This is a genomic window from Alkalihalobacillus sp. BA299 (assembly GCF_017745675.1).
Classification (GTDB): Bacteria; Bacillota; Bacilli; order Bacillales; family Bacillaceae_F; genus Alkalihalobacterium.
On sequence record NZ_JAFLJM010000009.1, the window covers coordinates 51951 to 76776 of the forward strand.

Below are 24826 nucleotides of genomic sequence, written 5' to 3' on the forward strand. Positions count from 1 at the left end.
GATTTGTGGCCAGGGCGGGGGATGGATTGTTGGGAGACGATGAGTATGGGGAAATTCCTGAAGGGATGGTCCCCCTAAGCGTTCCTGCACAAAAGTATGCAGTCATTGAGTTCCGTGGACATGCATCCCAAATTTATCATGTATATCCTCATTTGCATCAGTGGGTTGATGAAAATGGATATAAGAGGGTGTCAGAGAGGTGGAAACTTGAAATTTATTCTAAATGGTCAAAATCTAAAGATCATGTCCATCTTTGCGAACCGATGTTTTAGATTTAGGGAGTTTGAAATAAGAAGCAAGGGGACAGTTCGAGACCAGTGAAAAAGTCCAGTCAAAAAGCAGCTATTAGTAATGATAGCGTTAAAATACGCGTAAAAAAATCCTCTTAAACCCTGTTATAATAGGGATTTCAACAGAATAAAGCCCCCATAACTGGTATATATAAGTGCGACCAAATATCAACCAATAAGGGGGCTTTTTCATGCTACGATTTGAACCAAAGTAATTAAGATTTCACTCTGTATTATATAATAAAATTCCAGAAAATCATATGCTAAAAAAGATTTCTAGAGTAGTGGATTTCAGCTTTACTAATGGTTTACTTGAGGACACATAAACGCCAAATATGAACGCTCATATTGAATCTATCCATCGTATATTAGAAGATAAATGTTTTAGTAGATTCCAATTTGAATCCTATGAAGAAGCGTATCGAGAAGTTTCAAAGTTTATGAAGTTCTATAATGAACGCCCTATGCATTCAAGTATTCTAGATCTGTCACCACAGGAATATTATACGAAGCAACAGGTTTAAAAGCTAGAGTTCAAAGAGATACATCTGTAGGATGATAACGAAACAAATTTAAAAACACAGCTTGATATGGAGTGGCGGGCATGATAGCCTCGTTTGGCGTTGCCAGCTACCTAATAAGGCTGGCTTCCTGGCAAGAGAATGATGCCCGCAGAGGCTCCTTGTCAAGCTACTTGGCCCTAGCGAATTATATTGAAAGAACGCATAAAAAACCAAAAGATAAGATTAAGCAAGAATAAGAGAGCTTATGTCAAAAATTCGGGGGTTAATCCGCTTTAACTATATTAACTTAATTGAACACCGTTTTTCATTTATTATTTTGATAGAGTGGAGGTCGGTGGTTCGATCCCGTCTATGCAATGTTGGAGTCAGTATTAGAATTTGTATTGTGGTTACAAGCCTCTTGTGTTCTTTTAGAACATAGGAGGTTTTTTTGTGATTAAAAAAGAGGTATTTGTAGAAATATTAGAGGGTACTCGCTTTCTTTGTCGAAAATAAATAGTGCGAAAATTCATAAAATTATTATAAAGGTGGTGGTAATACTGATATTTCATATTGTAGTGGGTCTGATTGTTCCATTGTTATTTGCTATATGGCTATATAAAAAAGAGCGTAAAATCGTAATAATTATTTTTCCTTTAGCTATAGTAGTTTCATTGTTATTTAATATTGTTGGTTTTTACATGGGATGGTGGCTTGTTCACCCTATTTTAAAAATTAACTGTGTAACAGCTTTAGCATATGATTTAGGGATGTATCCTGTGTTAGGAAGCTTTTTGATTTTGGCTATAAAGAAACTCTTTGGATTTAGGTTTTTATTAATTTTAATTTTTAGTTTTGCAACTACATTCTTTGAATGGATAGCAGTTTTATTAGAAATAGTTGAATATGGACAAGGCTGGAATATTTTTTGGACATTTATATCTTACTTTGTCGCATATTTTTTAGTTTATTTATACTATTTATGTGTATTAAATAAGGTTGTTAAGCTTTAAAAGTAATGTATAATTTCAAAGTAAAGGATCAACTAAAAATAGAAATGATAAAACTATGTAACCATCCATATATTAAATCTAAAAAAACGATTCCATACTTGAAATGGGATCGTTTTATTTTTGAAATTTATATTCAATAGGCCAAATTTGTCTATTATCAAATTAACCAGTTATTTGATTTCCTTCTCCCCATTATCAAACACCTTCTCCCTATAGCCATCATATAAAAAGGGTTAACGGTTCTGAACGTTTAAACATTGTCTATAATTTCAAGTGTAAAAAGTAAAGGGATCTATTATTCTTCTTGACCTTCTTCAGGTTCTTTACAATATTTTCGTATTAATTTTGCTGCTTTCGTTTGGCTTATAGACAGGTCTTTGGCGACTTTTCGTGAGCTTTTATACTTTTTGTAAGAGTTCAAAATTAAGGTTTTTTCTACATCTTCTACCGCTTGATCCAGTGAAGTATCATACGAATAATACAGTCTCGGTTTTGTCGTTTGTAGTATGGATTCTGGTAAGTCAGTTAATTGGATAATAGAGTCACTAGTTACGACTAACCGCTCTATTAGGTTTTCAAGTTGACGAATATTGCCTGGCCACGAGTAACTGACAAGTGTGTCCAGGACATCTTGAGAGATAATACGGTTAATTTCATATTTCTTATTAAACCTATTTAAGAAATAATAAGTTAACGGAATAATATCTTCTTCTCTTTCTCGTAAGGGAGGTAATTTAAGATCGATTACATTTAAGCGATAATATAAATCCTCTCTAAACTGTTTGTTTTTGACCATTTCTTCTAAATTTTGATTAGTAGCAGCAATAATTCGAATATCTACTTTTTTTAATTCCCTACTTCCTACAGAAAAAAATTGACGATCTTGGATGACTTGAAGGAGCTTTGCTTGAAGCTTTAAAGAAATTTCACCAATCTCGTCCATAAATATTGTACCGTGATTAGCAGCTTCGAATAGCCCAATTTGTCCACTTTTTTTTGCCCCAGTAAAAGCACCTTCTGAATAGCCAAATAACTCAGCTTCTAATAGATCTTCTGGAATAGCTGCACAATTTATCGTTAAAAAAGGACCGGTATTGCGATTGCTAACTTTGTGAATATAATTAGAGATGACTCCTTTTCCGGTCCCTGATTCCCCTTGAATCAAAATAGTAGAATCAGTCGTTGCTATGCGCTCGCAAAATTTAATTAGCTTTTTCATTTTTTCATTATTTGTGATGACATGTTCTAATGAATCTTCGTTTTTTGTTTTATTAGCTTCTGTATTTGTATTTAATAGAAGTTCTTTAAAGCTTTGTTCTTGTGCTGTAGTAACTATGAATTCGATTTCATCATTCGCATTTAAAATAGGGATAGCTGTTGTAATTAGTTCGCCACCAATATAAGTTGTTTGTTTAATCGTAACAGGTTTCTTTTCTTTAAAAACAATCGGAACAATGGAAGGTTTCCAAAAATGATTGGATACGAAATCGTAATTGGATTTGCCTATTACTTCTGCGGGCTTTAAGCCATAATGACGTTCCGAAACTTTATTAACATAAATAATATTGGCATCTTTATCTAGTACAAATATTTCATTCGATGAATGATCAAGTATTTTCATTAAGGTCTCTGTACTTATATCGATCGTTTCATTTTTTAGTTCCATTTTAAGCCCTCCTAACCTAACATATATTAACCTATTGTATTGCATTTACAATGTAAAAGAAATGAAAGATTTACTTAATGTTGCAAAAGTAAAAATAGAGTTTAAATCACTTCATGTGAGTATATTTTAACTCAGATATTAGTTGAATAAGCAGAATTATTAGAAAAAAATAACTTGCTCTATAATTTAAGGATAAAAATTACTACTATAAAATGAGTGGAAATAGGCGAAATAAATGGCTTTGATTAACGTTTCGCTCAGCTACCATTCTAAAGGATAGATAGTTGGCATATATTTTGCATCTTAATATAGTGAAAAGGTTTGAAAAGTTAGAAAAATTAGAAAGGATGATTTATATGTACTCCAATATCAGATAGAATAGAGTTTAGTGATTTTTATTTTGAAAGCGTTTAATTATTCTTTTATGTAATGAATAGGAGAACCTATTATTTTTTAAAGAAAGTTTGGAGGAGATATTATTGAAGCAACCTAAGATTGATAAAGTCATATTTTGGACAGGACTGATTATGATCTGTGCCATTTCGCTACCGATACTCTTTACACCAGAAAAGACGACTGAAATTTTTTCAATCGCATTAGGCTTTATTACTGGAGAATTTGGCTGGCTTTATTTATGGGGGACTGTTATCGTTTTTGGTTTATTAGGCTGGCTGGCCTTTGGTAAATATGCAAATATTAAATTCGGATCGGCTAATGATCAGCCAGAATTTTCGTTTCCTAGTTATTTAGCAATGTTATTTACGGCAGGAATTGGGATTGGTCTTATGTATTGGGGGCCGATTGAATGGGCGTATAATTATATTTCACCGCCGTTTGGCATGGAACCTAGAAGTGTAGAAGCTGGAGATTGGGCGAATGCTTATCCGATGTTTCATTGGGGATTTACGGCATGGGCAATTTATTGTTTACCTGCGTTACCGCTAGCTTATGCCTTACACGTCAGAAAACAATCGACATTACGCATTAGTAATGCCTGTCGTGGAGTGATTGGAAAACATGCAGACGGTCTAGTCGGCAAAGTTATTGACGTGTTTTTTATGTTTGGATTAGTCGGAGCAGTAGGGACTTCTTTAGGGCTTGGTTCTCCGCTAATTGCCGAAGGTGTTTCCCAGTTATTGAACATCGAGAGAACATTAACATTAGATATTATCATTGTTCTTTGTTGGACAACTTTATTTGGAACCAGTGTGTTCTTAGGGTTGAAAAAAGGAATTAAGCGTTTAAGTAATATCAATACGTATCTTTTTATAGCCTTGTCCTTATTTGTTATTATTTTTGGTCCCACTGTTTTTATTATCTCTGCTTTTACAGAAAGTGTCGGGATTGTTTTACAAAATTTTGTCCGCATGAGCTTTTACACAGATTCGATTGGACAATCAGGATTTCCACAAGGATGGACGATTTTTTATTGGGCTTGGTGGGTTGCGTATGCCCCGTTCATGGGGGTCTTTGTCGCCAAAATTTCAAAGGGACGAACGATCAGACAGGTGATCTTGGCACAATGTATTGGTGGAACGCTTGGATGCTGGGCCGCATTTGCCATCTTAGGGAATACAAGTATTTATTTTGAAATCAATGAGATTGTACCCGTCGTTAACATTTTAAATGAAGCGGGTGCACCAGCAGCAATAATATCCGTAATATCCGCACTGCCACTAGGTACCTTTGTATTGCCTGTTTTCATTGTGCTCGGTTTCATATTCTTAGCAACGACAATCGATTCATCAGCATTTGCATTAGCATCTGTTGCTTCGAAGGAATTACACCCTGATCAAGAGCCAGCACGTTGGCATCGATTTTTCTGGGCATTAGTACTAGCGACGGTTGCCATCTCGCTATTGTATGGTGGGGGCTTAAGTACGTTACAAACTTTATCAGTTATCACATCGTTTCCTGTTGTCTTTATTTTGATCCTTATGACGGTATCCTTCATCAAATGGATCAAAGAAGACGAAATCAACCATGCGAACACCCAAAAAGAGAAGCTTAATAAAAAGGTTGGCTGATAAGATTTTTATGGAGTAGGGAGAATTGAAGTGAAAGAGGTCCTTCTGATCTTGTTATTACAGCTTTTATATGTTCCTTGTTTTACGTTGCGTACGATATTCATTGTAAAACAATTACGTTTACAAGCATCTTTTTTAGGATTTGTCGAGTGTTTAATCTATGTTTTAGGTCTATCGCTTGTATTTACGGGGGAACAAACGTTATTAGGTATCTTAATTTATGCCCTTGGTTTTGGGGTAGGTATATTTCTAGGAACACAAATAGAACAAGCGCTTGCGATTGGTTATACGACCTTGCTCGTTAATTTGCCTAGTAAAAATCAGGAATTAATTGAGCAATTAAGAAACGAGGGATATGGAGTTACTGTATTTTATGGTGAAGGTCGTGATAGCACTCGATATAAACTTGAGATATTAACAAAAAGAAATCAAGAGGATGGATTATTTGATCTAATCGAGGAATATGAACCACACGCTTTTATCGTTTCGTATGAGCCTCGGAAATTTAAAGGCGGCTTTCTATTAAAATCAATGAAACGAAGAAAGAAAAAACGAAAGAAGATGACGCAAAATATACAAGACGTAAATTCAAATTAAATAGTAAATAAAAACAACCCAGTTATGGGAAATGGGCGTTGAAATGCCCTGAAAAGTCAAAAAGGTATAATTCCTCAGCTTTTGAGAGGGTTATACCTTTTTAGTTGTATAATCATTCCCGATACGCTCCTAACCCCAACATTTGGTGAGTTATTTTTGATTTATTATTCGTCAATTTGAGTTGCTTTTAATTCAAATTGATACCGCTTCCATTTAAGTAAATTATATATTCAGTGTTTTTATAGTGTTTTTAATTTTGGCACATTAATTGCAATATTGAAAATGAACACGGTGTTAACCATGTTATTAACGGTTGGATTATTAATATAGTCCAAACTTTTGAATTGAAAACACTGAAAAAGAAGGAGGTTTAGAAAATTTACCTTCAAGATATGAAGGAGAGTAATAAAAATTTTAAAATATCATGACTAAATGCACCTAAATAGGGGGAATGAAATTATGGCTTATAATAAAGTTGAAAACGTAACTAACCGGACATTTGAAAGAACGTTAACCTATGATAAATATACAGATCCTAAAGTACTTGAAAAAGAAATGGATCTGATCTTCTCTAAATCGTGGCAGCTTGTCGGACACGTCAGCCAGTTGGAAGAACCAGGTGCTTTCTTTACGACAGAAGTAGCGAAAGAACCAATTATCGTTTCGCGAAGCCAAGACCATACGATCCGAGCTTTTTATAATGTCTGTCCACATCGTGCAACGAAGCTTGAAAAAAGTGAATATGGAAAGAAGAAGATTTTTCAGTGCGGCTACCATGGCTGGACATTCAAATTAGATGGAAAATTAAACAAAGCACCGAACTTTAGAGGGGATGATGTAGCATGTGTACAGGACGCTTGTTTACGCTCGGTCCGCATGGAGATTTTGGAGTCTTTAATCTTTGTCAATTTGGATGATAACGCGAAGCCACTTAGTGAATCTTACGGCGATTTCTTTGATCGTTTGAGCAAGCTTCCGTTTTTAAGTGAGTTAAAAAGAACGAATCAAAAAACACGGGTGATTAAAGCGAACTGGAAAGCGTTTATTGATAATTATTTAGAGTGCGATCACTGTCATGTAGCTCATCCATCCTTTGTGCAAGCACTCAACATGGATGATTATCAAATCATTACTTGTGATAACTATTCCTTACAAGGATCCATTGTAAAACAAGATAAAAATTATGGATCCGTTGATTTAAATCAGGCAGAAATGCAAGGAGGATCCTTCTACTGGTTATGGCCAAATCTCATGGTAACAATTTACCCAGGCCCTGGAAACATGGCGACGATTCAAATGTTACCGATTGACCATGAAAATACTTTGGCTGTTTATACTTATTATTTCCGTGATGAGAATTTGACTCAGGAAGAAAAAGACCTAGTTACTTTTGCTGAACAAGTTCGGCAGGAAGATGTCGATCTTGTAGAGTTAGAACAAATCGGATTCCGATCTCGTGCATTTAATAAAGGAGTCTATTCATCTTCAGAAAAAGCAATTGTACAATTTCATGAAATGGTATTGGAGGCCCTCAATGAGTAAATTTGTAAATGAAGTAAATTCGACGAAGCAGTATCTTATGATAAATGGAGAAAAAGTTGAAACAGAAAAATATGCTCCGCTATACTCCCCTTATTCTGGGAAGGAAATCGCTCAGATTGCAATGGCGGATAGAGAGCAGACGTTACAGGCAATTGCCGCTGCCTACAAGGCTCGCGACATAATGGCGACAATGCCAGCTTACCAGCGAGCAGAAATTTTAGAAAACGTTGTAACTATCTTAAAACAAAAAGCAGACGAAGCGGCAGATATTATTGCTCGTGAAGCCGCAAAGCCGATAATGTTCGCAAAAGCTGAAGTGGCAAGAACGATTGAAACGTATAAGTTTGCCGCTGAAGAAGCCAAAAGAATTCATGGAGAAACGATTCCCTTTGATGCAGCAGCAGGTGGTGTAAATCGAATCGGCTATACATTAAGAGAGCCGATTGGTGTTATTGGTGCGATTACGCCTTTTAATTTTCCAATGAACCTTGTGGCACATAAAGTGGGACCAGCAATAGCTGCTGGTAATACGATTGTCTTAAAGCCAGCTTCACAAACTCCGCTATCAGCGCTTTTTATCGCAGAAATTTTTGAAGAAGCGGGTCTTCCAGCGGGCGTATTAAATGTCGTAACAGGTCCTGGTGGCATCGTTGGGGACGCGATTGTGGAAGACGATCGAGTAAGTATGGTTACTTTTACAGGTAGTCCTGGCGTCGGTATCGGGATTCGGAACAAGGCGGGTTTGAAAAAGACGACACTTGAACTTGGTTCTAACTCGGCATTAATTATCGATAAAGATATTGACGTCGGTCAAATTATTGACCGTTGCATCATGGGAGCTTTCTCCAACCAGGGGCAAGTATGTATTTCCTTGCAACGTGTATATGCCCATGAGGATGTGTATGAAGAATTTGTTGCAAAATTCACTGAAGCAGCTAAGAAACTGAAAATCGGTGATCCTCTTGATCCTGACACGTATATTTCCGCGTTAATCTCTAAAGGAGAAGCAGAACGTGTCCTCGGTTGGATTGAGGAAACGAAAGGCAGTAATGCGACGATTGCTGCGGGTGGGAAACTACAAGATGGTGTTCTCGAGCCAACCATTGTTAGAGATGCAGATCATTCTCTAAATATCTCTTGTCAGGAAGCATTTGCTCCAGTTGTCGTTGTCAACAAAGTAAGTTCAGTTAAAGAAGCGGTTGAACAAGTCAATGATTCTCGCTTCGGATTACAGGCCGGTATTTATACAAATAATGTTAAAAATGCCTTGTATGCTTCAAAACAATTGCATGTGGGTGGCGTAATTATTAATGACGTGCCGACCTATCGTGTCGACCAAATGCCATATGGTGGTGTAAAAGAAAGTGGTACAGGCCGTGAAGGAATAAAATATGCAGTGGAAGAAATGACTGAAATGAAATTGGTTGTTTGGAACCAAAGCTAAAAGAGGGAGATCTATGTGAAACAATTAAAAATAGCCGTTATTGCAGGAGATGGAATTGGTCCTGAGGTCATTAATGAAGGAATTAAGGTATTAAACAAAGTAGCTGAACTTGATTCAAGTTTTCAATTTATCTTTACTCATTTTCCATGGGGATGCGAATTTTATTCAAGAAATGGTGTTATGATGGATGATGACGGAATTGAGCAACTAAAGAAATTTGATGCAATTTACTTAGGAGCAGTCGGTTTTCCTGGTGTCCCAGATCATATTTCATTGTGGGACCTGTTATTAAAAATCCGAAAAAGTTTTGACCAGTATGTTAATATTCGACCAGTAAAACTATTGAAAGGTGCGCACTTGCCACTTGTAAATGTAAAGCGAGAAGACATCGATATGCTGTTTATTCGAGAAAACAGTGAAGGCGAGTATTCAGGAGCAGGGGAATGGCTGTTTAAAGGGCAGGAACACGAAGTTGTTTTGCAAAATGGAGTATTTTCCCGTAAAGGAACAGAGCGAATTATCCGTTACGCATTTGAAATAGCTAAAAAAGAATGCAGGTCACTGACGAGCATTTCGAAAGCAAACGCTCTTAATTACTCAATGGTTTTCTGGGATCAGATCTTTGATGAAGTGAGTGCAGAATACCCTGAAGTTGAAACAGCTTCTTATCTCGTGGACGCGGCGGCAATGTTGATGATTAAAGATCCAAAGCGCTTTGAAGTTGTGGTAACTTCGAACTTGTTCGGTGATATTTTAACGGATTTGGGTGCAGCGATCGCTGGTGGTATAGGTCTTGCTGCTGGTGCGAACATTAATCCTGAAAGAAATTTCCCGTCCATGTTTGAACCGATTCATGGATCAGCACCTGACATAGCTGGAAAAGGTATAGCGAATCCACTCGCTTCGATTTGGTCAGCAAGCCAAATGCTCGACTTTTTTGGGTATGAAGCGTATGGACAGGTTGTGCTAGATGCAATTGAACAGCTGCTACTAGAGGGTGAAGTATTAACTCCAGATATGAAAGGTACTGCTTCAACATCCGAAGTCGGAAACAGAGTGACTGATATTATCGAGTCCATTATTTCATCTAATAAAGTGTGACTTCCAAACCAGCTAGAGACCTTCTCCAACTTAAAGAAATACTAAAAGAAAAAGGTGTCAAACAGGTTATTGTCGAAAGCCAATGGAAGAGCTTTTAAAGGATAAGGTAATATTTGCTAGCGCCCTAAATAATTTGTAATCCATTTAAACTAGTCCCCTTAGCTTGTAGATATACATATCATTCCCTGTGAAATAAGATACATGTAAGGTACAGAAATTTTTCAAGTGAAAATTGGTCCAGATGGGAAAGTGTATGCTACTACTGGGAAGAGGAGAAGTTTGTGAGATGGTCGTGATTGAATTCCTAGCTTCGGCCATTAATGTTGCGAAGGACTGTGTCTTATTGAATGGATGGTCACCGCGGCAAAATTTGATAGAGGTACAATTTCCATACCAATATTTACTATCTATGATTTTGAAATGGTAACACATTCTAAAAACTGAAGTCTCATATAAAAGGATGGGTCATAGTGAAGCGAAAAGAAAAAATGGAGAATGTTGAACCGACCATTGCCACTGGAATTGATGATGATGAGGAATTAAGTAGAGATGCTACAAAGGAAGATATTAAAAGAGGAGATTATACAAAAGTTGTAACACTTTCTTGGGATGAAGATCCGCAAGAATGAATAGAGAAGTATCGTTTGGCGTTAGTTTAATAAGAAACAGGAGTCAGCACTTAGTGTTGGCTCTTTTATTTTATTGGAAGTTAATGGTAATAACAGGAATTAGCTCTAAATATTTAATACATAAAAATTAAAAAACTTAATTATCTAAATATATTGACATTGTAGGGGAGGTTATTTATTATCAAATTAGAGAAAATATTTCACCAATTAGATAATAGTTTTCATTGACGTTGATTGAAAGCGATTACAGATTGAGTTTATTTTGAAAACTATTACATTTTACAAGGTGAATTAATTTTTAAAATGGAGGGATTAGGATGAAGAAACAAAACACTTTTCTTACAGTTTTGTTGGGAATAATTGTATTTTTACTAGTTGCATGTGGTGGAACTAAGGATGCTCAGTCTGGTGAATTAGGTGGGGAGCAAACATATAACTTTAGAATATCGTTAGTTACACCACCATCTCATGGTTGGACGGTAACAGCGGAGAAATTTAATGAAGAGCTTCAAAATCGCTCAGGTGGACGAATGAGTGTACAAATTTTCCCAAGTGGACAGCTGGGATCAGAAGCAGATATGGTTCAGCAGATGGAATTTGGTACATTAGACTTTGGATTTATTACAAATGCATATATGAGTACAAGGTCTGAATCCTTAAATGCTTGGTTTATGCCGTTTCTATTTGAAAATTTAGAAGAGGCGAGTCAAGCTAGGCACTCAAAAGAAGCAAATCAAATGTTAGCAAAGCTTGAAGAGCAAGGACTAGTCGGTTTAGACTTTAGCTTTGCTGGTGAGCGACATGTATTAATGAAAGACGGTGCGATTGAATCTCCTGAAGATTTAAACGGAAAGAAATTGCGTATCATTGGAAATCCAGTGATGCAAGATTTTTGGACAGGGCTAGGTGTGAGTCCGACCCCGATGCCACTTGGGGAAGTATATTCTTCTTTACAAACAGGGGTTATTGATGGGATCGATATTGATTTAGATGCTCTAGTGTCTCTAAACCTACAAGAGATTGCAAGCGACTTAACATTGACGAAGCAAATGGCATTTCCAGCAGTTGTTGTTATGAGCAAAGGCGTATTTGACTCATTGTCAGCTGAGGATCAAGAAATTGTAAAAGAAGCGATGCAGGCTGCTGTAGACTGGGGGATAGAAGATGCGATTAATCGTGAACAAGACAATCTTGAATTTTTGAAACAAGAAGGATTAAACATTATTGATGGTCTTGATACATCAGCTTTTACATCTATTCAAGGAGAAATTTTTTCGAAGTATAGTAGTAATTCAATAATTGAAACATTTATTCAAAACAATCAGTAAGACGATAGGGGGGGCATGGAAGTGAGTGTAACAACTATAACTGGAAAATTTAGTGATACTATATTTAAAATTGAGAAAGTAATCGTAATGATCTTGATTATTGCAATGTTTTTAACACTTACAGCTGGAGTATTTTTCCGTTACTATCTAAATAGCCCCTTATTTTGGAGTGACGAGTTCGCGATTTTCACTTTAATTTGGTTAACTTTTCTCGGTGGAAATATAAGTATAAAGCGGCAGCAAACAGCTGCCGTTACGATTCTATTTGATAAATTAAATAAAAAGAGTAGAAAGGTAGTCGCAAGTGTCGGCTTTCTAATCATCATTCTTTTTTGTTTATTAATCGTTTATTATTCAATTATTTGGCTGAGTTCACCAAATATAGTATTACAAAAATCAAATTCGATGCAACTTCCAATGATTTACCCTTATTTAAGTGTTCCTATAGGCTTTTTCTTTATGAGTATACATTTGGTTCATCTATTTCTACTAAGTCTTAAGGAAACGATCTAAGGAGGGGTTATCATGTTAATCGCGTTAATTGTGTTTATTATTCTATTATTATTACGTATTCCTATCGCGATTGTTTTAGGAATAACGAGTGTTTCGTATATTGTGATTAGTGGTAGTTTAGGACTTTTGAATACGGTTCCACAACGATTATACTCAGGTTTAGAAAGCTATGGACTTTTGGCCATTCCTTTATTCATGCTTGCTGGCGAATTAATGAACTCAGGGGGGATTACAACACGGCTTGTTCGTTTTGCTAAAGTATTGTTTGGCCATTATCGAGCTGGCTTAGCCTATGTAAATGTTGTTGCAAATATGTTTTTGGCTTCAATCATTGGTTCAGCGACCGCACAAATTGCGATGATGAGTAAAGTTATGGTTCCCTCAATGGAAAAGGAAGGATATAAGCGATCTTTTGCAGCTGCGACTACATCTGCTGCTGCTTTACTTGGTCCGATCATTCCTCCGAGTATGTTATTTATTATTTATGGTGTTCAATCAGGAACATCTATTGGTACGATGTTTTTAGCAGGAATTATGCCAGGGATCTTATTAGGTCTCTCTTTTATCCTTGTCATCATGTACGTTGGGTATAGGCTGCAGTTACCACGATCAGAGAAAGAGCCAATGAAGTATGTATTTGTTGCTAGTTTTAAAATTATCCCTGCCTTGCTTGTCCCTGGAATTATTATAGTAGGGATCATTAGTGGGGTTTTTACTCCTACTGAATCAGCAGCAATTGCATGTTTGCTTGGGGCTATAGTGGGGTTCTTTTTATATAAAGATTTAAAACTTAAAGACATTCCTGATATCTTAGTAAATACAGCGATGACAACAGCTACTGTTACATTGCTTATTGCAATGGCGAATATATTTGGATGGGTATTAACGTTTGAAGGAATCCCGCAAATGCTAGCAAAAGCAATGACAGGCATTACAGAAAGTCCTTTGATCTTCCTTTTACTAACAAACCTATTATTACTATTAATAGGAACAGTAGTCGATGGTATTGCAGCTCTAATTATTTTAGTACCAATCTATCTACCTATGGTTTCCATGTATGGGATTGACCCCGTTCATTTTGGGATTATCATTTGTATTAACCTAACAATAGGGTTGTTAACACCACCAGTAGGGGCTGGTTTATTTATAGCATCTTCAATCGGACAAGTAAAAATTGAAGTGCTAACCCGATCGATTTTCCCTTTCTTAATTGTGTCATTTATTGTTTTAATTGTTATTACGGTTTGGCCAGATCTCGTATTATGGATTCCGAATCTAGTAAGTTGATCGTTTGATGTTGTGTCTAAGATAAAATAAAAATGAACGATGCCTTTCCCTTCGAAATCTACAATTTTTGTAAGGGGAGGCGTTTTTTTGCTTGGTATTCAGTAAAATTTGGAGCACAGCATGGTGTCAAAAACAAATTATCTATCCTACTGATTATAAGGTTTATCCAGCAGAAGAACTAGTGAGGGAGTTTTTAAATAAAAAGTTCAAATTATATACGCTGTATGTTGAACGTGTTTTCTTAGAGTTTCCTTTTGTGGTTACTGTGAAGCATCTATGGTGTATGGATTCATCTAGATTATCCTTTTGCGTTTCAATACAGCCTATTCTCAAAATCGAAAGGACTCAGCAAAAATAGCTGAGTCCTCCATATTAATTCCTCCCTATATAATAGCCATTTCCTAAAGTTAATCTCCTGCTACTTTATCCAATTTAATTTCTTGAGAGTCATTTTTATCTAATTGTTTATAATAAGCATATTTTTCAGGTACAAACGATAATGCGATAGCTGCAATAATTCCAGGGATTGCAAACGCAAGGAAATTCATTTGCATAGGTAAGCTAGCTGCAAGTAAGATACCTCCTAGCGTTGGAGCGATGATCGCTCCGATTCTTCCGACACCAGAAGCCACCCCAAGAGCAGTTGAGCGAATTCGAGGAGGATAGTACTGTGATACAAAAGCATTGACTATGTTTTGAGAGCCAATTGTACATGCTCCTGCAATAGCGACGAGAACATAAAGAACAAATATATTGTTCTTAAACCCAAGTAGGACTAAACAAATACCACCTATAACATACATTGGGATTAACATTTTTTTAGGACCCCACTTATCTGCTAATCTACCGATAATAAGTGTACCAACAATTGCCCCGAAATTAAGAACAATTAGAAACGTTAAACTTGAATCAAGAGCATAGCCGGCTTCAAACATTAAGTTAGGAAGCCATGTATTTAACCCGTAGATCATTAACAAACTCATGAAAAACGTGATCCAAATCATTCCTGTACTTAGTCCGCGCTTGTTTTTAAATAACTGCCCAACAGAGGAGCCGCTTTCAGAATTTGTTTTCACTTCAAATTGATCGTTTTTGTTATGGGTAAAACTTGGACTCACTTTTGAGAGAATTTTGCTTAATTTATGGCTTTGGCCTGTAGCTATAAGGAAATTAGGCGTTTCTGGAATCTGTTTATACATAATAGGTAGAAGTAGAAGCGGTATTCCAGCAATCCAAAAAATAATTTCCCATCCAAACATAGGGAGTAAAAAAATACTTAATGTCGGTGCCATCATTCCTCCTACTGAATACCCACAAAGAACAATCGAAACTAGCGTGCTTCTACTCGTTTTAGGTGAATAATCTGTCATCAATGCAATAATATTAGGCATAATACCGCCAAGCCCTAAACCAGCAATAAAGCGATAAATTGAAAAGACTTCGGGATTAGGAGCAAAACCACATAATGCTGTAAATAAGCTAAATAGCACGATACATAAAATAATGACATTTTTTCTTCCGATTCGATCTGCTAATATTCCAAAAGAAATAGCACCTATCATGACCCCAATATACCCATAGCTTCCTATTGCTCCGGCTTGGACAGTAGTTATTGACCATTCCTCAATAAGATAGGGAACAACCGAACCGTATAGGACAAGATCATATCCATCAAACGCAATGATAAAAGTACACCAAAATAGCAACATAAAATGAAAGCGGTTAAATTTACTCGTTCCAATAACCTCTGTTGTATTAATATTTGCCAATTTACATACCTCCTAAAAAAATAGAAATGACAGCGCTTACCTGCTAATTCTAAAAAATAGCTGTAATAACTCAACTTATTCTATTTTATAATAATAGTGAAATTCATTTCATAATAGTGATTATAAACTTGTGGTTTAGTAATTGGCAAGTCGAAATTTGAAATAATTTAGTATATTCACATTATAAATAGTGCTAACCATGAAAGAAAAGAGGGATAAAATGGACGTACTAATTTTAAGTGCAAATAAAAAAGCATCTCTTTTATGAATAGAGAGATGCTTTTAGTACTAATTATTGTGAAGGTTAAAATGCTTACCGCTTATATCCAAAACTTCCAGAAATCTCTTGACTAATATTGATTAAAAATTGACTAAGTTCTTCTTCTTCGCTCGTTGGAATGATATTGGAAAATCCAACAACTGTAATAACTCCAAGCAGTTTCTTTTTGTAATTAAAAACTGGAAAGGCGACTGAAGATACAGATGAAACGATTGGTTCCTGTGCAAACGAAATTTCTTTTTCTTTAATTGAATTACATTCTTCTTTAAACTGACGAATTTTTTCTTCTGGCATATTGGAAAATTCTTTCTCGAGCCATTCGTTAATGGTTTGTTCTTCTAGAAAGGTTGCAAATATTTTTCCTGTCGCTGAAAGAACGGGAAGAAATGTCCCCACTTGAGCTCCAATATTAAACCCTTGCTTTGTATTTACTTCTTTCACGATCATTGGTCCATTGATTGTCCATGTCGAATAAAGAACTGTACTTAAACTTTTGATATTAATTTCTTGCATAAAAGGAGTAACTCGATCAACGACATTTTCTTCAGCAGTAGCTGCCATACCATACTCAATTAATTTACTTCCGAGTATATACGAACCAGATTCTTTATCACGATAAAGAATGCCTAATTGAGTAAATGTGTTTAAGTATTTATAAAGATTACTTTTCGTAATATTCGTTAACTCGTTAATATCTGAAAACTTCAGCGGTCTCCCTTGTTTGGCAATCATGTCTATGATACTCATGCCAACCTGTAATGACTGAATTGTTGTTCCTTTCTTAGGTTCTTCCATAATACCCTCCCACTTCTCTCTATTAAAAACTATATCAATCTTGAAAAACAACGAAGACAAACTTCCTAAGTAATGCATAAAGCTAATTATAAGATCAACTAAAGTATAACATTAAGACTCAAAAAACGAAAAATAGATTTTGGACAAGAAGAAAGTAGATAAATCCGAAAAAAGTTTAAAATTTATTGACAAATTTAAAAAAGTACTTTAAATTTATTATATAAATAGTGAACAAAGTTATCTAAAAAGATAATTTGAATTACCTAGAAAGATAGTTTGCAGTTAGAAAGGTGGGGAACAGGTGGAAAAATTTCTTGTCATCATTGAAAGAAAATCTACTTTCACAGGAAGCTTTGTAAAAAGTCATCGAGAATATTTAGGGAAACTAAGAGAAACTTCCTTAGTTTTGGCTGGCGGCTTTGAAGATCAAACAGGTGGAGCTTATGTAATCTATGCTGAATCTTTAGAGGATGCACAAAAAATTGTAAGCGAGGACCCAATGAATAAAGAAAATGAAGCCGTTTACAAAGTAAAACAATGGAATGTTAGTTAAAAAATAAAAGGATAGGAAGAGGAGACGAATTATGAAACTTATTACATTTACACATGCAGGAATTTCTCGTATAGGAGCAATTGTTAATGAGGATGTGATTGATTTACATGCATCTTATAAAGCTTTACTCGAATCAGAAGGAAAACTTCGTGCAAAGCAAATCGCTGAAGCGTTTGTTCCAGCAGACATGAGTGGTTTTTTACAAGGTGGCGAAGAAAGTATGGAGCTAGCAAAAAAAGCGATTAACTATGCATTAGAAAAAAAAGAGAATAATGGCTACCAACTTGTTTATTCGTACAGTGAAGTAAAAGTAGAAGCGCCAGTTCCACAGCCAGGAAAAATCTTTGCGGTTGGACATAACTATCGTGAACATATTTTAGAGATGGGGCGTCAACTACCTTCGCACCCAGTTGTGTTCGCAAAGTTTGCAAATACCGTCGTTGGACCACAAGATGATATTCCATTTCATCCTGTATCAGAGCAATTAGATTATGAAGCAGAATTCGCATTTGTTATCGGCAAACGTGCGAAAAACGTTTCAGAAGAAGATGCCCTTGATTATGTTGCAGGATATGCAGTAGCAAATGATGTTACTTATCGCGACATTCAACGACGCACGCTTCAATGGCTACAAGGTAAAACAGTCGATGGTAGTTTACCAATGGGGCCATGGATGGTTACTTCAGATGAAATTCCTGATCCCCAAACGTTGGAAATAGTCTTAACAGTCAACGGAGAAGAACGACAACGTACCAATACAGCTAACCAAGTATTCACAGTAAGAAAATTAGTATCCTTCTTATCAAATCTTGCAACATTAGAGCCTGGTGATATCGTAATTACTGGAACTCCTGGTGGAGTCATTCAAGCAATGGAACCTCAAGTTTGGTTGAAAGATGGAGATGTGGTACGCGTGGAAATCGATCAAGTAGGCGTGTTAGAAAACACAGTACGTACTGTGAAAGGAGAGTAAGAAGCATGACACAAAGTAATATTACTTCCGTTAATGAATCGATTGATCGGATTATTGAAACTGTGAAAGGTTTACCAGAAGAAACCATTCGGTGGAAACCATCAGAGGATGAATGGTCGATCATGCAAATTATCGCACATATCGTTGAAGCCTTACCGTATTGGGTAGGTGAAATCGAACAACTTGTGCAAACTCCTGGAAAACAATGGGGCAGAAACCATTTACACGAGCCGCGACTAGAAGCGGTTAAGCCTGAAACGGTAGACCCAATTAGCGTAGATGAAATGATTCAAGCGCTTGAAAAAGTGAAACAAACGGTTCAAGCAGGAATTGAAAGCTTGACGCCTGAACAACTTGTGGCAGAAGCAACAAGCGTTAATCCGAACTTTGGAACGAAGCCGCTCTCATTTATTATTGATCATTTAATTGATGAACATGTCAATAAACATGAAGGTCAAATTCAGCGCAACCTATCAAAAGTAAGCATTAATAAATAAATGAGAGGTGGAGGAGAACATGGCAGAAAAAATGGACTTTTTCAAGAGTAAAATCGTTCAAGATTTTACGAAAGATATTCGGCAGTATAATCTTGGGCCGCTGTGGGAAGCGATTCCAGAATTAATGCATAAAACACCAGAGCCCCATGCACAAGCCTATCTTTGGCGCTGGGATCTATTAAAAAAGAAGTTAGATGAGGCAGCACAAATTTTCACACCAGAGCGTGGTGGAGAGCGAAGAGCGATTTACTTGCAAAATCCAGGTCTAGATTATCGTCAACCATGGGGATGGGCTTCGACAAGTCAAACGCTATATGCAGCTGTTCAGTTGCTTCAACCAGGTGAAGAGGCTCCATCTCATCGTCATACACAAAATGCGCTTCGTTTTATTACTCATGGAGAAGGTGCTTATTCGATTGTTGAAGGCGAGCGGATCTTCATGGAAGAAGGAGATTTCCTCATTACACCAAAAGATCTATGGCATGGTCACGGTCACTTAGGAACAGAACCAATGATTTGGATGGATGTTCTCGATATTCCAACCAAGTATATGATGGGTGGAACATTCTTTGAGCCATATCCAGAAAAGATTGAACAACCGAGTGTACCTGATAACTATTCTTCGCAACGTTATATGGGTGGAATGGTTCGTCCAATTTCGGATCGCCATCCGAAAAAAGCTCCACTGGGTTCGTATAAGTGGAAGCAAACTTTAGCGGCTATTGAAGGCTTAAGTCAGTTTGAGCCAGATCCTTACGATGGATATGCTGTGGAATTTATTAATCCATCAACGGGTAAAACAGCTAACCCTACAATCGCTGCTTGGATGCAGAGGCTGCCAAAAGGCTTCAATTCAAAAGCACATCGCCATACACATTCAACAATTTATCAAGTGCATAGAGGTTCAGGTTACACGGTTATTAATGGTCAACGCTTTGACTGGTCAAAAGGCGATTACTTCATAGTTCCAAACTGGGCATGGCATGAACATGTTGCTACTGAAGATACTTTCCTCTTCTCAGTAAGTGACCTACCAATTATGGAACACTTTGATGTTGAGAGAGAAGAAACGTACGAACAGGGAAATGGTCATCAGGAAGTAAGAAGTGAGTTCCAGCCAGTATTAGTTTAATAATTGTTTCTACTTTATTAAAGGGGGAGAAAAATATGTTTAAGACTGAAGATACAATGATTATTGTTGGTGGAGGAATTGGAGGTTTGGCAGCTGCTTTAGCAGCTGCTGAAGCCGGGGAAAAAACAACAGTACTTGAACAAGCGCCTGAATTCGGAGAAGTGGGTGCAGGGATTCAAATGGCACCGAATGCAATGGCTGTATTAGATCGTTTTGGTGTAGCAGAAGAAATTGCAAAAGTTGCCGTATTTCCAAAAAGATTAGTATTAAAAGATGTGTATACAGCTGAAGAATTATCGGTGCTAGATTTAGGTAATGAATTTAAAGAAAGATACGGTTTCCCGTACATTGTGTTACATCGTTCAGACTTACACCGTGTCCTTTTGGAAGCATGTCAAAAAAATCCGTTAGTAAACCTTGTCACGGACCAACACATTGAAACGGTAGAAGAGACATCAGACGGTGTTGTGGTTAAAAATGCTAGAGGAGAAAAGTTAGTTGGTAAAGCATTAATTGGAGCAGATGGACTGAAGTCGAAAACTCGTAAACTATTTGTTAATGATGAGCCAATCTGTTCGGAATATGTTGCTTATCGCGGAACGATTCCAATTGAAGAAATTAGTGACGATGCTAGCATGGACGATGTTATCATGTGGATTGGTCCAAATCTTCATGTTGTCCAATACCCTGTACGTCGTGGTGAATTATACAACCAAGTAGTCGTGTTCAAGAGCTTAAATTATAAAGAAGATTCAGATGATTGGGGTACACCAGAAGAAATGGATCAAGTCTTTGAAGATGCACATCCAAAAGTAGAGAAAGCGCTTTCGTTCATTCAGCGTCAAATTCGCTGGCCGATGTATGATAGACTTCCAATTTCTAATTGGACGAAAGGAAATATTACTCTACTTGGAGATGCAGCACACCCAATGCTTCAATATTTGGCACAAGGTGGTGTTCAAGCGTTAGAAGATGCTTCTTACTTAGCTGATATGCTTAAAAAGCATGGTGCTAATTATGAAGACGCATTCAAAGAATACCAAGAAGAACGTATTCCAAGAACAGCAAGGGTTCAAAGAAGTGCACGTACATGGGGAGAAATTATCCATGCAGAAGATCCTTTAGCTATTTTGCTACGAGATACGATTTTTAAACAGCGTCCTGCAAATGACTATAGTCATACGGACTGGCTCTATGGTCAGAAATACGGACAAGGATCTAAGAAGGTAACTGTATAATATAAATCAGTTTTTAAAAATCTAACTTCACTATAAGAGGAAAAGACTGCCACCATTTTTAATCAAGGTGGAAGTCTTTTTATTTTATAATGATAAAAAAGTATCTGTCCATTTTGGTTGTGCAAATTATAGGATTTCTTTTTATTGGTACAGGAGTGATCTTAGGCTCTAAAAATAGTAGATCAGTAGCTGTTAAGAAAGAAGAGAAAGAAATAACCAGCGTTCCGATGTATTCTAAATAGATTATCGGCAGGGAAAATGATCCTTTGAAGTAGATTTCACATGTTTCTAAGTATTTACTAGATTGGGTTTGCGTCGATGGTCTGACCCACAATTTTAAAAGCATTTTATAGATATTTATTTATTTTGAGGGCAAACTTTTTCCATAAGAGATTTAAAGTAGATGAATATACCGAAAGTTTCTATACAAACTAAATGAAAATAAGCTGGGGAGGAACTGTATCATGGATCAAACCATTTATTTGTTGAATAGTTTGTGGGTCATGTTAGCGGCAATTTTAGTTATATTAATGGTCGGTGGGTTTATTTTGCTTGAAGTAGGTTCGACCCGTATGAAAAATGCCGGACATATTGCCGGGAAAAAAATATTCACGTTTGGTATTGCCTCTATTGTTTTTTGGGCAGTAGGCTATGGATTTATCTTTGGAGAGGGAACTAATTTTTTTGTTGGACTATCTGATTTTTTTTATTCAGGTTTTGAAATAGAGGGTATGGGGCTAGCTACTCCGGTTTTCTTTGTATTCCAGATGGCATTTGCTGGAATTTCATTAACGGTCGCATTTGGAGGATTTGCAGAGCGGGCAAAGCTAGCATCTTACCTCATTTTTTCCGTGTTGTTCACCTCACTTGTATATCCAGTAGTTGCCCATTGGATCTGGGGCGGCGGATGGTTAACAGGACACGGAAAACAGGATTTTGCGGGCTCCACCGTTGTTCATTTAACAGGGGCGATGGCAGCATTTGCGGCCACCATCCTCTTAAAGCCGCGAATGGGAAAATACAATGAAGATGGAACGGTAAATCATCTTCACGGACATAATCAAGTATTTACAGCATTAGGCGTTTTGCTTTTATGGGTTGGATGGTTTGGGTTTAATGCAGGGAGCACATTAGAAGTAGCAGATGGATTTTTTGGGTATGTGGCTTTAAACACAAACTTAGCAGCTTCTGCTGGCGCTATTGCTGCACTTTTAATTTCCTGGATGATTGTTGGAAAAGCAAATATACCCACGATGTTAAATGGGGCTCTGGCAGGTTTGGTGGCCATTACAGCTTCTTGTGCATATGTAACTCCCGGAAGTGCCGTTATCATTGGATTAATTGCAGGCTTACTCGTTTTCTACAGCATGAAGTTTTTCGATAAAATAAAGGTAGATGATCCGATTTTTGCTTTATCTGTTCACGGAGTTGCTGGTGTATGGGGAACATTGTCAACTGGATTTTTTGCGACTCCTCATTTAGCAGAATTATATGGAGGATTACCAGGATTGTTTTACGGAGGAGGCCTGAAACAACTTGGCGTTCAAGTGATTGGTGTTTCTGCATCAGGGGTTTATGCATTTGTTGTTTCTTTCATTCTATTGATGATTATACAAAAAATGTTGAGTGGACTGCGTGTTACAGAGGAAGAAGAGATTATGGGGTTGGATTTAAGTGAACACGGTACTTACGGATATCCAGAGTTATTTCAATCGAAAAAAAACAATAATAATGAGTAACAAACTGCTTCATTTTGTCTGGGGGAAGTTTGATGGTTGTAAACAATGACAAGTATAAAAAGGTAAGACAATGGCGGGATGATCATATTGGTAATCATCTATCAAATAATGATGAATTAAATCAATTTCATCATAAGATTATGAATAAAGTATTGAAGATAGCGATAGATGAATTGAAGGAAAAGTTTGGAGATCCACCCTCTGAGTTTAGTTGGTTTGTGATGGGTAGCGGAGGGAGATTGGAGCAAGCTATTGTCAGTGACCAAGATCACGGTCTAGTTTATGAACGAAACGATGTCCGCTCAAAGACATACTTTCATGCTTTAGGGAATGAGATTACAAAAGGTCTGTACCTAACAGGTTATCTTTATTGTGAGGGGAATGTGATGTGTTCGAATCCTTTATGGTGCAGGTCAATGGAAGAATGGCAAGCACAGATTAATAAGTGGATGGAAGAAAAAAGTTGGGAGTCGATTCGTTACATACTTATTTTTTATGATGCAAGGCCATTAATAGGCAATGACCAATTTGTTCGAGGTTTAAAACAAATAATTTACCAATATATAAAAAAGTATCCTTATTTTTTAAATCGATTATTAAAGAATACGATGCGTATTCAAAAGGGGATTGGTTTTTTTGGACAGTTTTTGACGGAAACACACGGAATTCATACTGGTTCCATTAACATTAAGAATTATGGATTTTTTCCATATGTTAATGTGGTACGTTTCTTGTCCATTAAAGAAAATCTCCAAGTCACCTCAACCTTAGCTCGCTTCGAGCAACTTTCCCAGCTTCCGAGTTATAAACAATTGAATAGACACCAAATGAATTTTAAAAGGCTGTTGGACTATCGTCTAATGAATAGCCAACAAAAAGATAATTATGGAGATATTCACTATCTCAATATTCAAAAGATGAATGGAAAACAAAAAACAGAATTAAAACAGATTTTAAGAGATGCAGCCTTGTTCCAGCAGTGCATTCAGAATAGTATACTAAAAGGAAGTTAGTATGAATTTTTCTCAAATTGCTCAATTTATGAAACAGTTGCAAGGAAAAATTGGTTCAGGGTCATTGGCTTCAATTGAAGCTCAAACAAATCCTCACCATATAGCTCTTCTAAAGCAGGTGCAAAAAGAGATACAGGAAGAACAGATCTTAACAGTTCCTTTTAAGAATTTAAATGTAGTTGTAGTTGATATTGAAACAACCGGCTTTTTCCCAGAGCAAGGTGATCAAATTTTATCAATTGGTGCGATCAAAGTTAGGGGCGAGGAGATTTTAGAAAACCAAACCTTCTATTCGTTCGTCCAATATGATAAGGAAATTTCACCTGAAATTAAAAATTTAACTGGTATTACAGAAAAAGAAGTAAATGGTGCTCCCCCGCTTTCAGAAGTACTCGTTCAATTTTTAGAGTATGTAGGACATAGTACCCTCGTAGCCCATCATGCCAATCATGAGAAAAATTTTTTTGAATTCGCCACTTGGAAGCTATTTCGTTCCAATTTTAAACGCCGAATTCTTGATACGTCTTTTTTGATTCGTGTTGCTGAACCTGAAAATATTCACACAAGATTGGAAGACTATTGTGAAGCATGTGGTATTGAGGTTGAAAATCGGCATCATGCACTGGGAGATGCAAAGATGGCAGCAAAGTTATGGAGTATTTATTTAAAAAAAGTTCAGATGTTAGGATGTAATAATTTAAGGGATTTATATCGATGTCTAGCTAAATTAGGATAAGTAAAAAGGGCTTGGATTATTATTTTAATTCAAGTGCCTTTTATATTGAATAAAGGGAGTTGAATGATGGTTAGCGGACTAGATCCGTAATTAAAACAATTAAATATTCATTTGAATATAATATTGACATTTTATAATATGAAACATAGACTATAATCAAA

The 24826-nt window shown here is 36.5% G+C and carries 23 protein-coding genes; 20 read left to right on the forward strand and 3 right to left on the reverse strand.

Features of this window, described 5'->3' with window-relative positions:
• Window positions 1–29 precede the first annotated feature (29 nt).
• From J0N78_RS13215 to J0N78_RS13225, 3 genes are all read left to right on the forward strand, one after another.
• Window positions 30–272, forward strand: coding sequence for a GyrI-like domain-containing protein (locus J0N78_RS13215; RefSeq protein WP_209123582.1), 243 nt, complete (start codon window positions 30–32; stop codon window positions 270–272).
• A 353-nt stretch (window positions 273–625) separates the two neighbouring features.
• Window positions 626–814: an integrase core domain-containing protein gene (locus tag J0N78_RS26520; RefSeq protein WP_209123583.1), complete on the forward strand. Its 189-nt coding sequence runs from the start codon at window positions 626–628 to the stop codon at window positions 812–814.
• A gap of 482 nt (window positions 815–1296) precedes the next feature.
• Entirely contained in the window at window positions 1297–1806 is a 510-nt protein-coding gene (locus J0N78_RS13225; protein WP_209123584.1) for a CBO0543 family protein, read from the forward strand.
• A 295-nt stretch (window positions 1807–2101) separates the two neighbouring features.
• Here J0N78_RS13225 and J0N78_RS13230 read toward each other — a convergent pair whose 3' ends face one another.
• Window positions 2102–3472, reverse strand: a complete 1371-nt coding sequence (locus J0N78_RS13230; protein WP_209123585.1) for a sigma-54 interaction domain-containing protein — start codon at window positions 3470–3472, stop codon at window positions 2102–2104.
• Window positions 3473–3951: 479 nt separating this feature from the next.
• On the opposite strand from J0N78_RS13230, the gene J0N78_RS13235 reads away from it, so the two are divergent.
• The 9 genes from J0N78_RS13235 (at window position 3952) to J0N78_RS13275 (ending at window position 13940) form a co-directional block, all read left to right on the forward strand.
• Window positions 3952–5499 carry a BCCT family transporter gene (locus J0N78_RS13235; protein ID WP_209123586.1) on the forward strand — a complete coding sequence of 516 codons (1548 nt, stop codon included), beginning with the start codon at window positions 3952–3954 and terminating at the stop codon, window positions 5497–5499.
• 30 nt (window positions 5500–5529) lie between these two features.
• Complete coding sequence (locus J0N78_RS13240) at window positions 5530–6096, forward strand: DUF2179 domain-containing protein (protein ID WP_209123587.1); 567 nt, start codon at window positions 5530–5532, stop codon at window positions 6094–6096.
• A gap of 459 nt (window positions 6097–6555) precedes the next feature.
• Entirely contained in the window at window positions 6556–7638 is a 1083-nt protein-coding gene (locus J0N78_RS13245; protein WP_209123588.1) for an aromatic ring-hydroxylating oxygenase subunit alpha, read from the forward strand.
• Complete coding sequence (locus tag J0N78_RS13250) at window positions 7631–9082, forward strand: aldehyde dehydrogenase family protein (RefSeq protein WP_209123589.1); 1452 nt, start codon at window positions 7631–7633, stop codon at window positions 9080–9082. The genes J0N78_RS13245 and J0N78_RS13250 overlap by 8 nt, the downstream gene beginning before the upstream one ends.
• Before the next feature lie 15 nt (window positions 9083–9097).
• Window positions 9098–10183 (forward strand): tartrate dehydrogenase, encoded by a 1086-nt coding sequence (locus tag J0N78_RS13255; RefSeq protein ID WP_209123590.1) that lies wholly within the window; start codon window positions 9098–9100, stop codon window positions 10181–10183.
• A 470-nt stretch (window positions 10184–10653) separates the two neighbouring features.
• Window positions 10654–10812 carry a hypothetical protein gene (locus J0N78_RS13260; RefSeq protein ID WP_209123715.1) on the forward strand — a complete coding sequence of 53 codons (159 nt, stop codon included), beginning with the start codon at window positions 10654–10656 and terminating at the stop codon, window positions 10810–10812.
• A 317-nt stretch (window positions 10813–11129) separates the two neighbouring features.
• Window positions 11130–12140, forward strand: coding sequence for a TRAP transporter substrate-binding protein (locus tag J0N78_RS13265; protein ID WP_209123591.1), 1011 nt, complete (start codon window positions 11130–11132; stop codon window positions 12138–12140).
• 21 nt (window positions 12141–12161) lie between these two features.
• Entirely contained in the window at window positions 12162–12653 is a 492-nt protein-coding gene (locus J0N78_RS13270; RefSeq protein WP_209123592.1) for a TRAP transporter small permease, read from the forward strand.
• A 12-nt stretch (window positions 12654–12665) separates the two neighbouring features.
• Window positions 12666–13940: a TRAP transporter large permease gene (locus tag J0N78_RS13275; protein WP_209123593.1), complete on the forward strand. Its 1275-nt coding sequence runs from the start codon at window positions 12666–12668 to the stop codon at window positions 13938–13940.
• 407 nt (window positions 13941–14347) lie between these two features.
• Here J0N78_RS13275 and J0N78_RS13280 read toward each other — a convergent pair whose 3' ends face one another.
• Both J0N78_RS13280 and J0N78_RS13285 read right to left on the reverse strand, forming a co-directional pair.
• Window positions 14348–15709, reverse strand: coding sequence for an MFS transporter (locus J0N78_RS13280; RefSeq protein WP_209123594.1), 1362 nt, complete (start codon window positions 15707–15709; stop codon window positions 14348–14350).
• 313 nt (window positions 15710–16022) lie between these two features.
• Window positions 16023–16784 (reverse strand): IclR family transcriptional regulator, encoded by a 762-nt coding sequence (locus J0N78_RS13285; protein WP_209123595.1) that lies wholly within the window; start codon window positions 16782–16784, stop codon window positions 16023–16025.
• Between the two features lie 301 nt (window positions 16785–17085).
• Between J0N78_RS13285 and J0N78_RS25810 the strand changes: the two genes are divergently transcribed.
• The 8 genes from J0N78_RS25810 to J0N78_RS13325 all read left to right on the forward strand — a co-directional run bounded on the left by J0N78_RS25810 (window position 17086) and on the right by J0N78_RS13325 (window position 24665).
• Window positions 17086–17337 (forward strand): YciI family protein, encoded by a 252-nt coding sequence (locus J0N78_RS25810; protein WP_209123596.1) that lies wholly within the window; start codon window positions 17086–17088, stop codon window positions 17335–17337.
• A gap of 31 nt (window positions 17338–17368) precedes the next feature.
• Entirely contained in the window at window positions 17369–18310 is a 942-nt protein-coding gene (locus J0N78_RS13295) for a fumarylacetoacetate hydrolase family protein (RefSeq protein ID WP_209123597.1), read from the forward strand.
• A gap of 5 nt (window positions 18311–18315) precedes the next feature.
• A complete protein-coding gene (locus tag J0N78_RS13300) occupies window positions 18316–18807 on the forward strand; it encodes a DinB family protein (RefSeq protein WP_209123598.1) in 492 nt (163 codons plus the stop codon).
• 19 nt (window positions 18808–18826) lie between these two features.
• On the forward strand, window positions 18827–19939 hold the full coding sequence (locus J0N78_RS13305; protein WP_209123599.1) for a cupin domain-containing protein: 1113 nt from the start codon (window positions 18827–18829) through the stop codon (window positions 19937–19939).
• 35 nt (window positions 19940–19974) lie between these two features.
• The gene (locus J0N78_RS13310; protein WP_209123600.1) at window positions 19975–21177 is read left to right on the forward strand and encodes an FAD-dependent monooxygenase; all 1203 of its coding nucleotides are present in this window, start codon (window positions 19975–19977) and stop codon (window positions 21175–21177) included.
• Window positions 21178–21641: 464 nt separating this feature from the next.
• The gene (locus J0N78_RS13315; protein WP_209123601.1) at window positions 21642–22916 is read left to right on the forward strand and encodes an ammonium transporter; all 1275 of its coding nucleotides are present in this window, start codon (window positions 21642–21644) and stop codon (window positions 22914–22916) included.
• A gap of 32 nt (window positions 22917–22948) precedes the next feature.
• A complete protein-coding gene (locus J0N78_RS13320) occupies window positions 22949–23929 on the forward strand; it encodes a DUF294 nucleotidyltransferase-like domain-containing protein (RefSeq protein WP_209123602.1) in 981 nt (326 codons plus the stop codon).
• Between the two features lies 1 nt (window position 23930).
• Entirely contained in the window at window positions 23931–24665 is a 735-nt protein-coding gene (locus J0N78_RS13325; RefSeq protein ID WP_209123603.1) for an exonuclease domain-containing protein, read from the forward strand.
• Window positions 24666–24826 lie beyond the last annotated feature (161 nt).

Coding starts and splice junctions, on each gene's coding strand:
- J0N78_RS26520 (WP_209123583.1), top strand. CDS start 626: ATGAACGCTCATATTGAATCTATCCATCGTATATTAGAAGATAAATGT.
- J0N78_RS13230 (WP_209123585.1), bottom strand. CDS start 3,472: ATGGAACTAAAAAATGAAACGATCGATATAAGTACAGAGACCTTAATG.
- J0N78_RS13245 (WP_209123588.1), top strand. CDS start 6,556: ATGGCTTATAATAAAGTTGAAAACGTAACTAACCGGACATTTGAAAGA.
- J0N78_RS13250 (WP_209123589.1), top strand. CDS start 7,631: ATGAGTAAATTTGTAAATGAAGTAAATTCGACGAAGCAGTATCTTATG.
- J0N78_RS13265 (WP_209123591.1), top strand. CDS start 11,130: ATGAAGAAACAAAACACTTTTCTTACAGTTTTGTTGGGAATAATTGTA.
- J0N78_RS13275 (WP_209123593.1), top strand. CDS start 12,666: ATGTTAATCGCGTTAATTGTGTTTATTATTCTATTATTATTACGTATT.
- J0N78_RS13285 (WP_209123595.1), bottom strand. CDS start 16,784: ATGGAAGAACCTAAGAAAGGAACAACAATTCAGTCATTACAGGTTGGC.
- J0N78_RS13295 (WP_209123597.1), top strand. CDS start 17,369: ATGAAACTTATTACATTTACACATGCAGGAATTTCTCGTATAGGAGCA.
- J0N78_RS13300 (WP_209123598.1), top strand. CDS start 18,316: ATGACACAAAGTAATATTACTTCCGTTAATGAATCGATTGATCGGATT.
- J0N78_RS13305 (WP_209123599.1), top strand. CDS start 18,827: ATGGCAGAAAAAATGGACTTTTTCAAGAGTAAAATCGTTCAAGATTTT.
- J0N78_RS13310 (WP_209123600.1), top strand. CDS start 19,975: ATGTTTAAGACTGAAGATACAATGATTATTGTTGGTGGAGGAATTGGA.
- J0N78_RS13315 (WP_209123601.1), top strand. CDS start 21,642: ATGGATCAAACCATTTATTTGTTGAATAGTTTGTGGGTCATGTTAGCG.
- J0N78_RS13320 (WP_209123602.1), top strand. CDS start 22,949: ATGGTTGTAAACAATGACAAGTATAAAAAGGTAAGACAATGGCGGGAT.
- J0N78_RS13325 (WP_209123603.1), top strand. CDS start 23,931: ATGAATTTTTCTCAAATTGCTCAATTTATGAAACAGTTGCAAGGAAAA.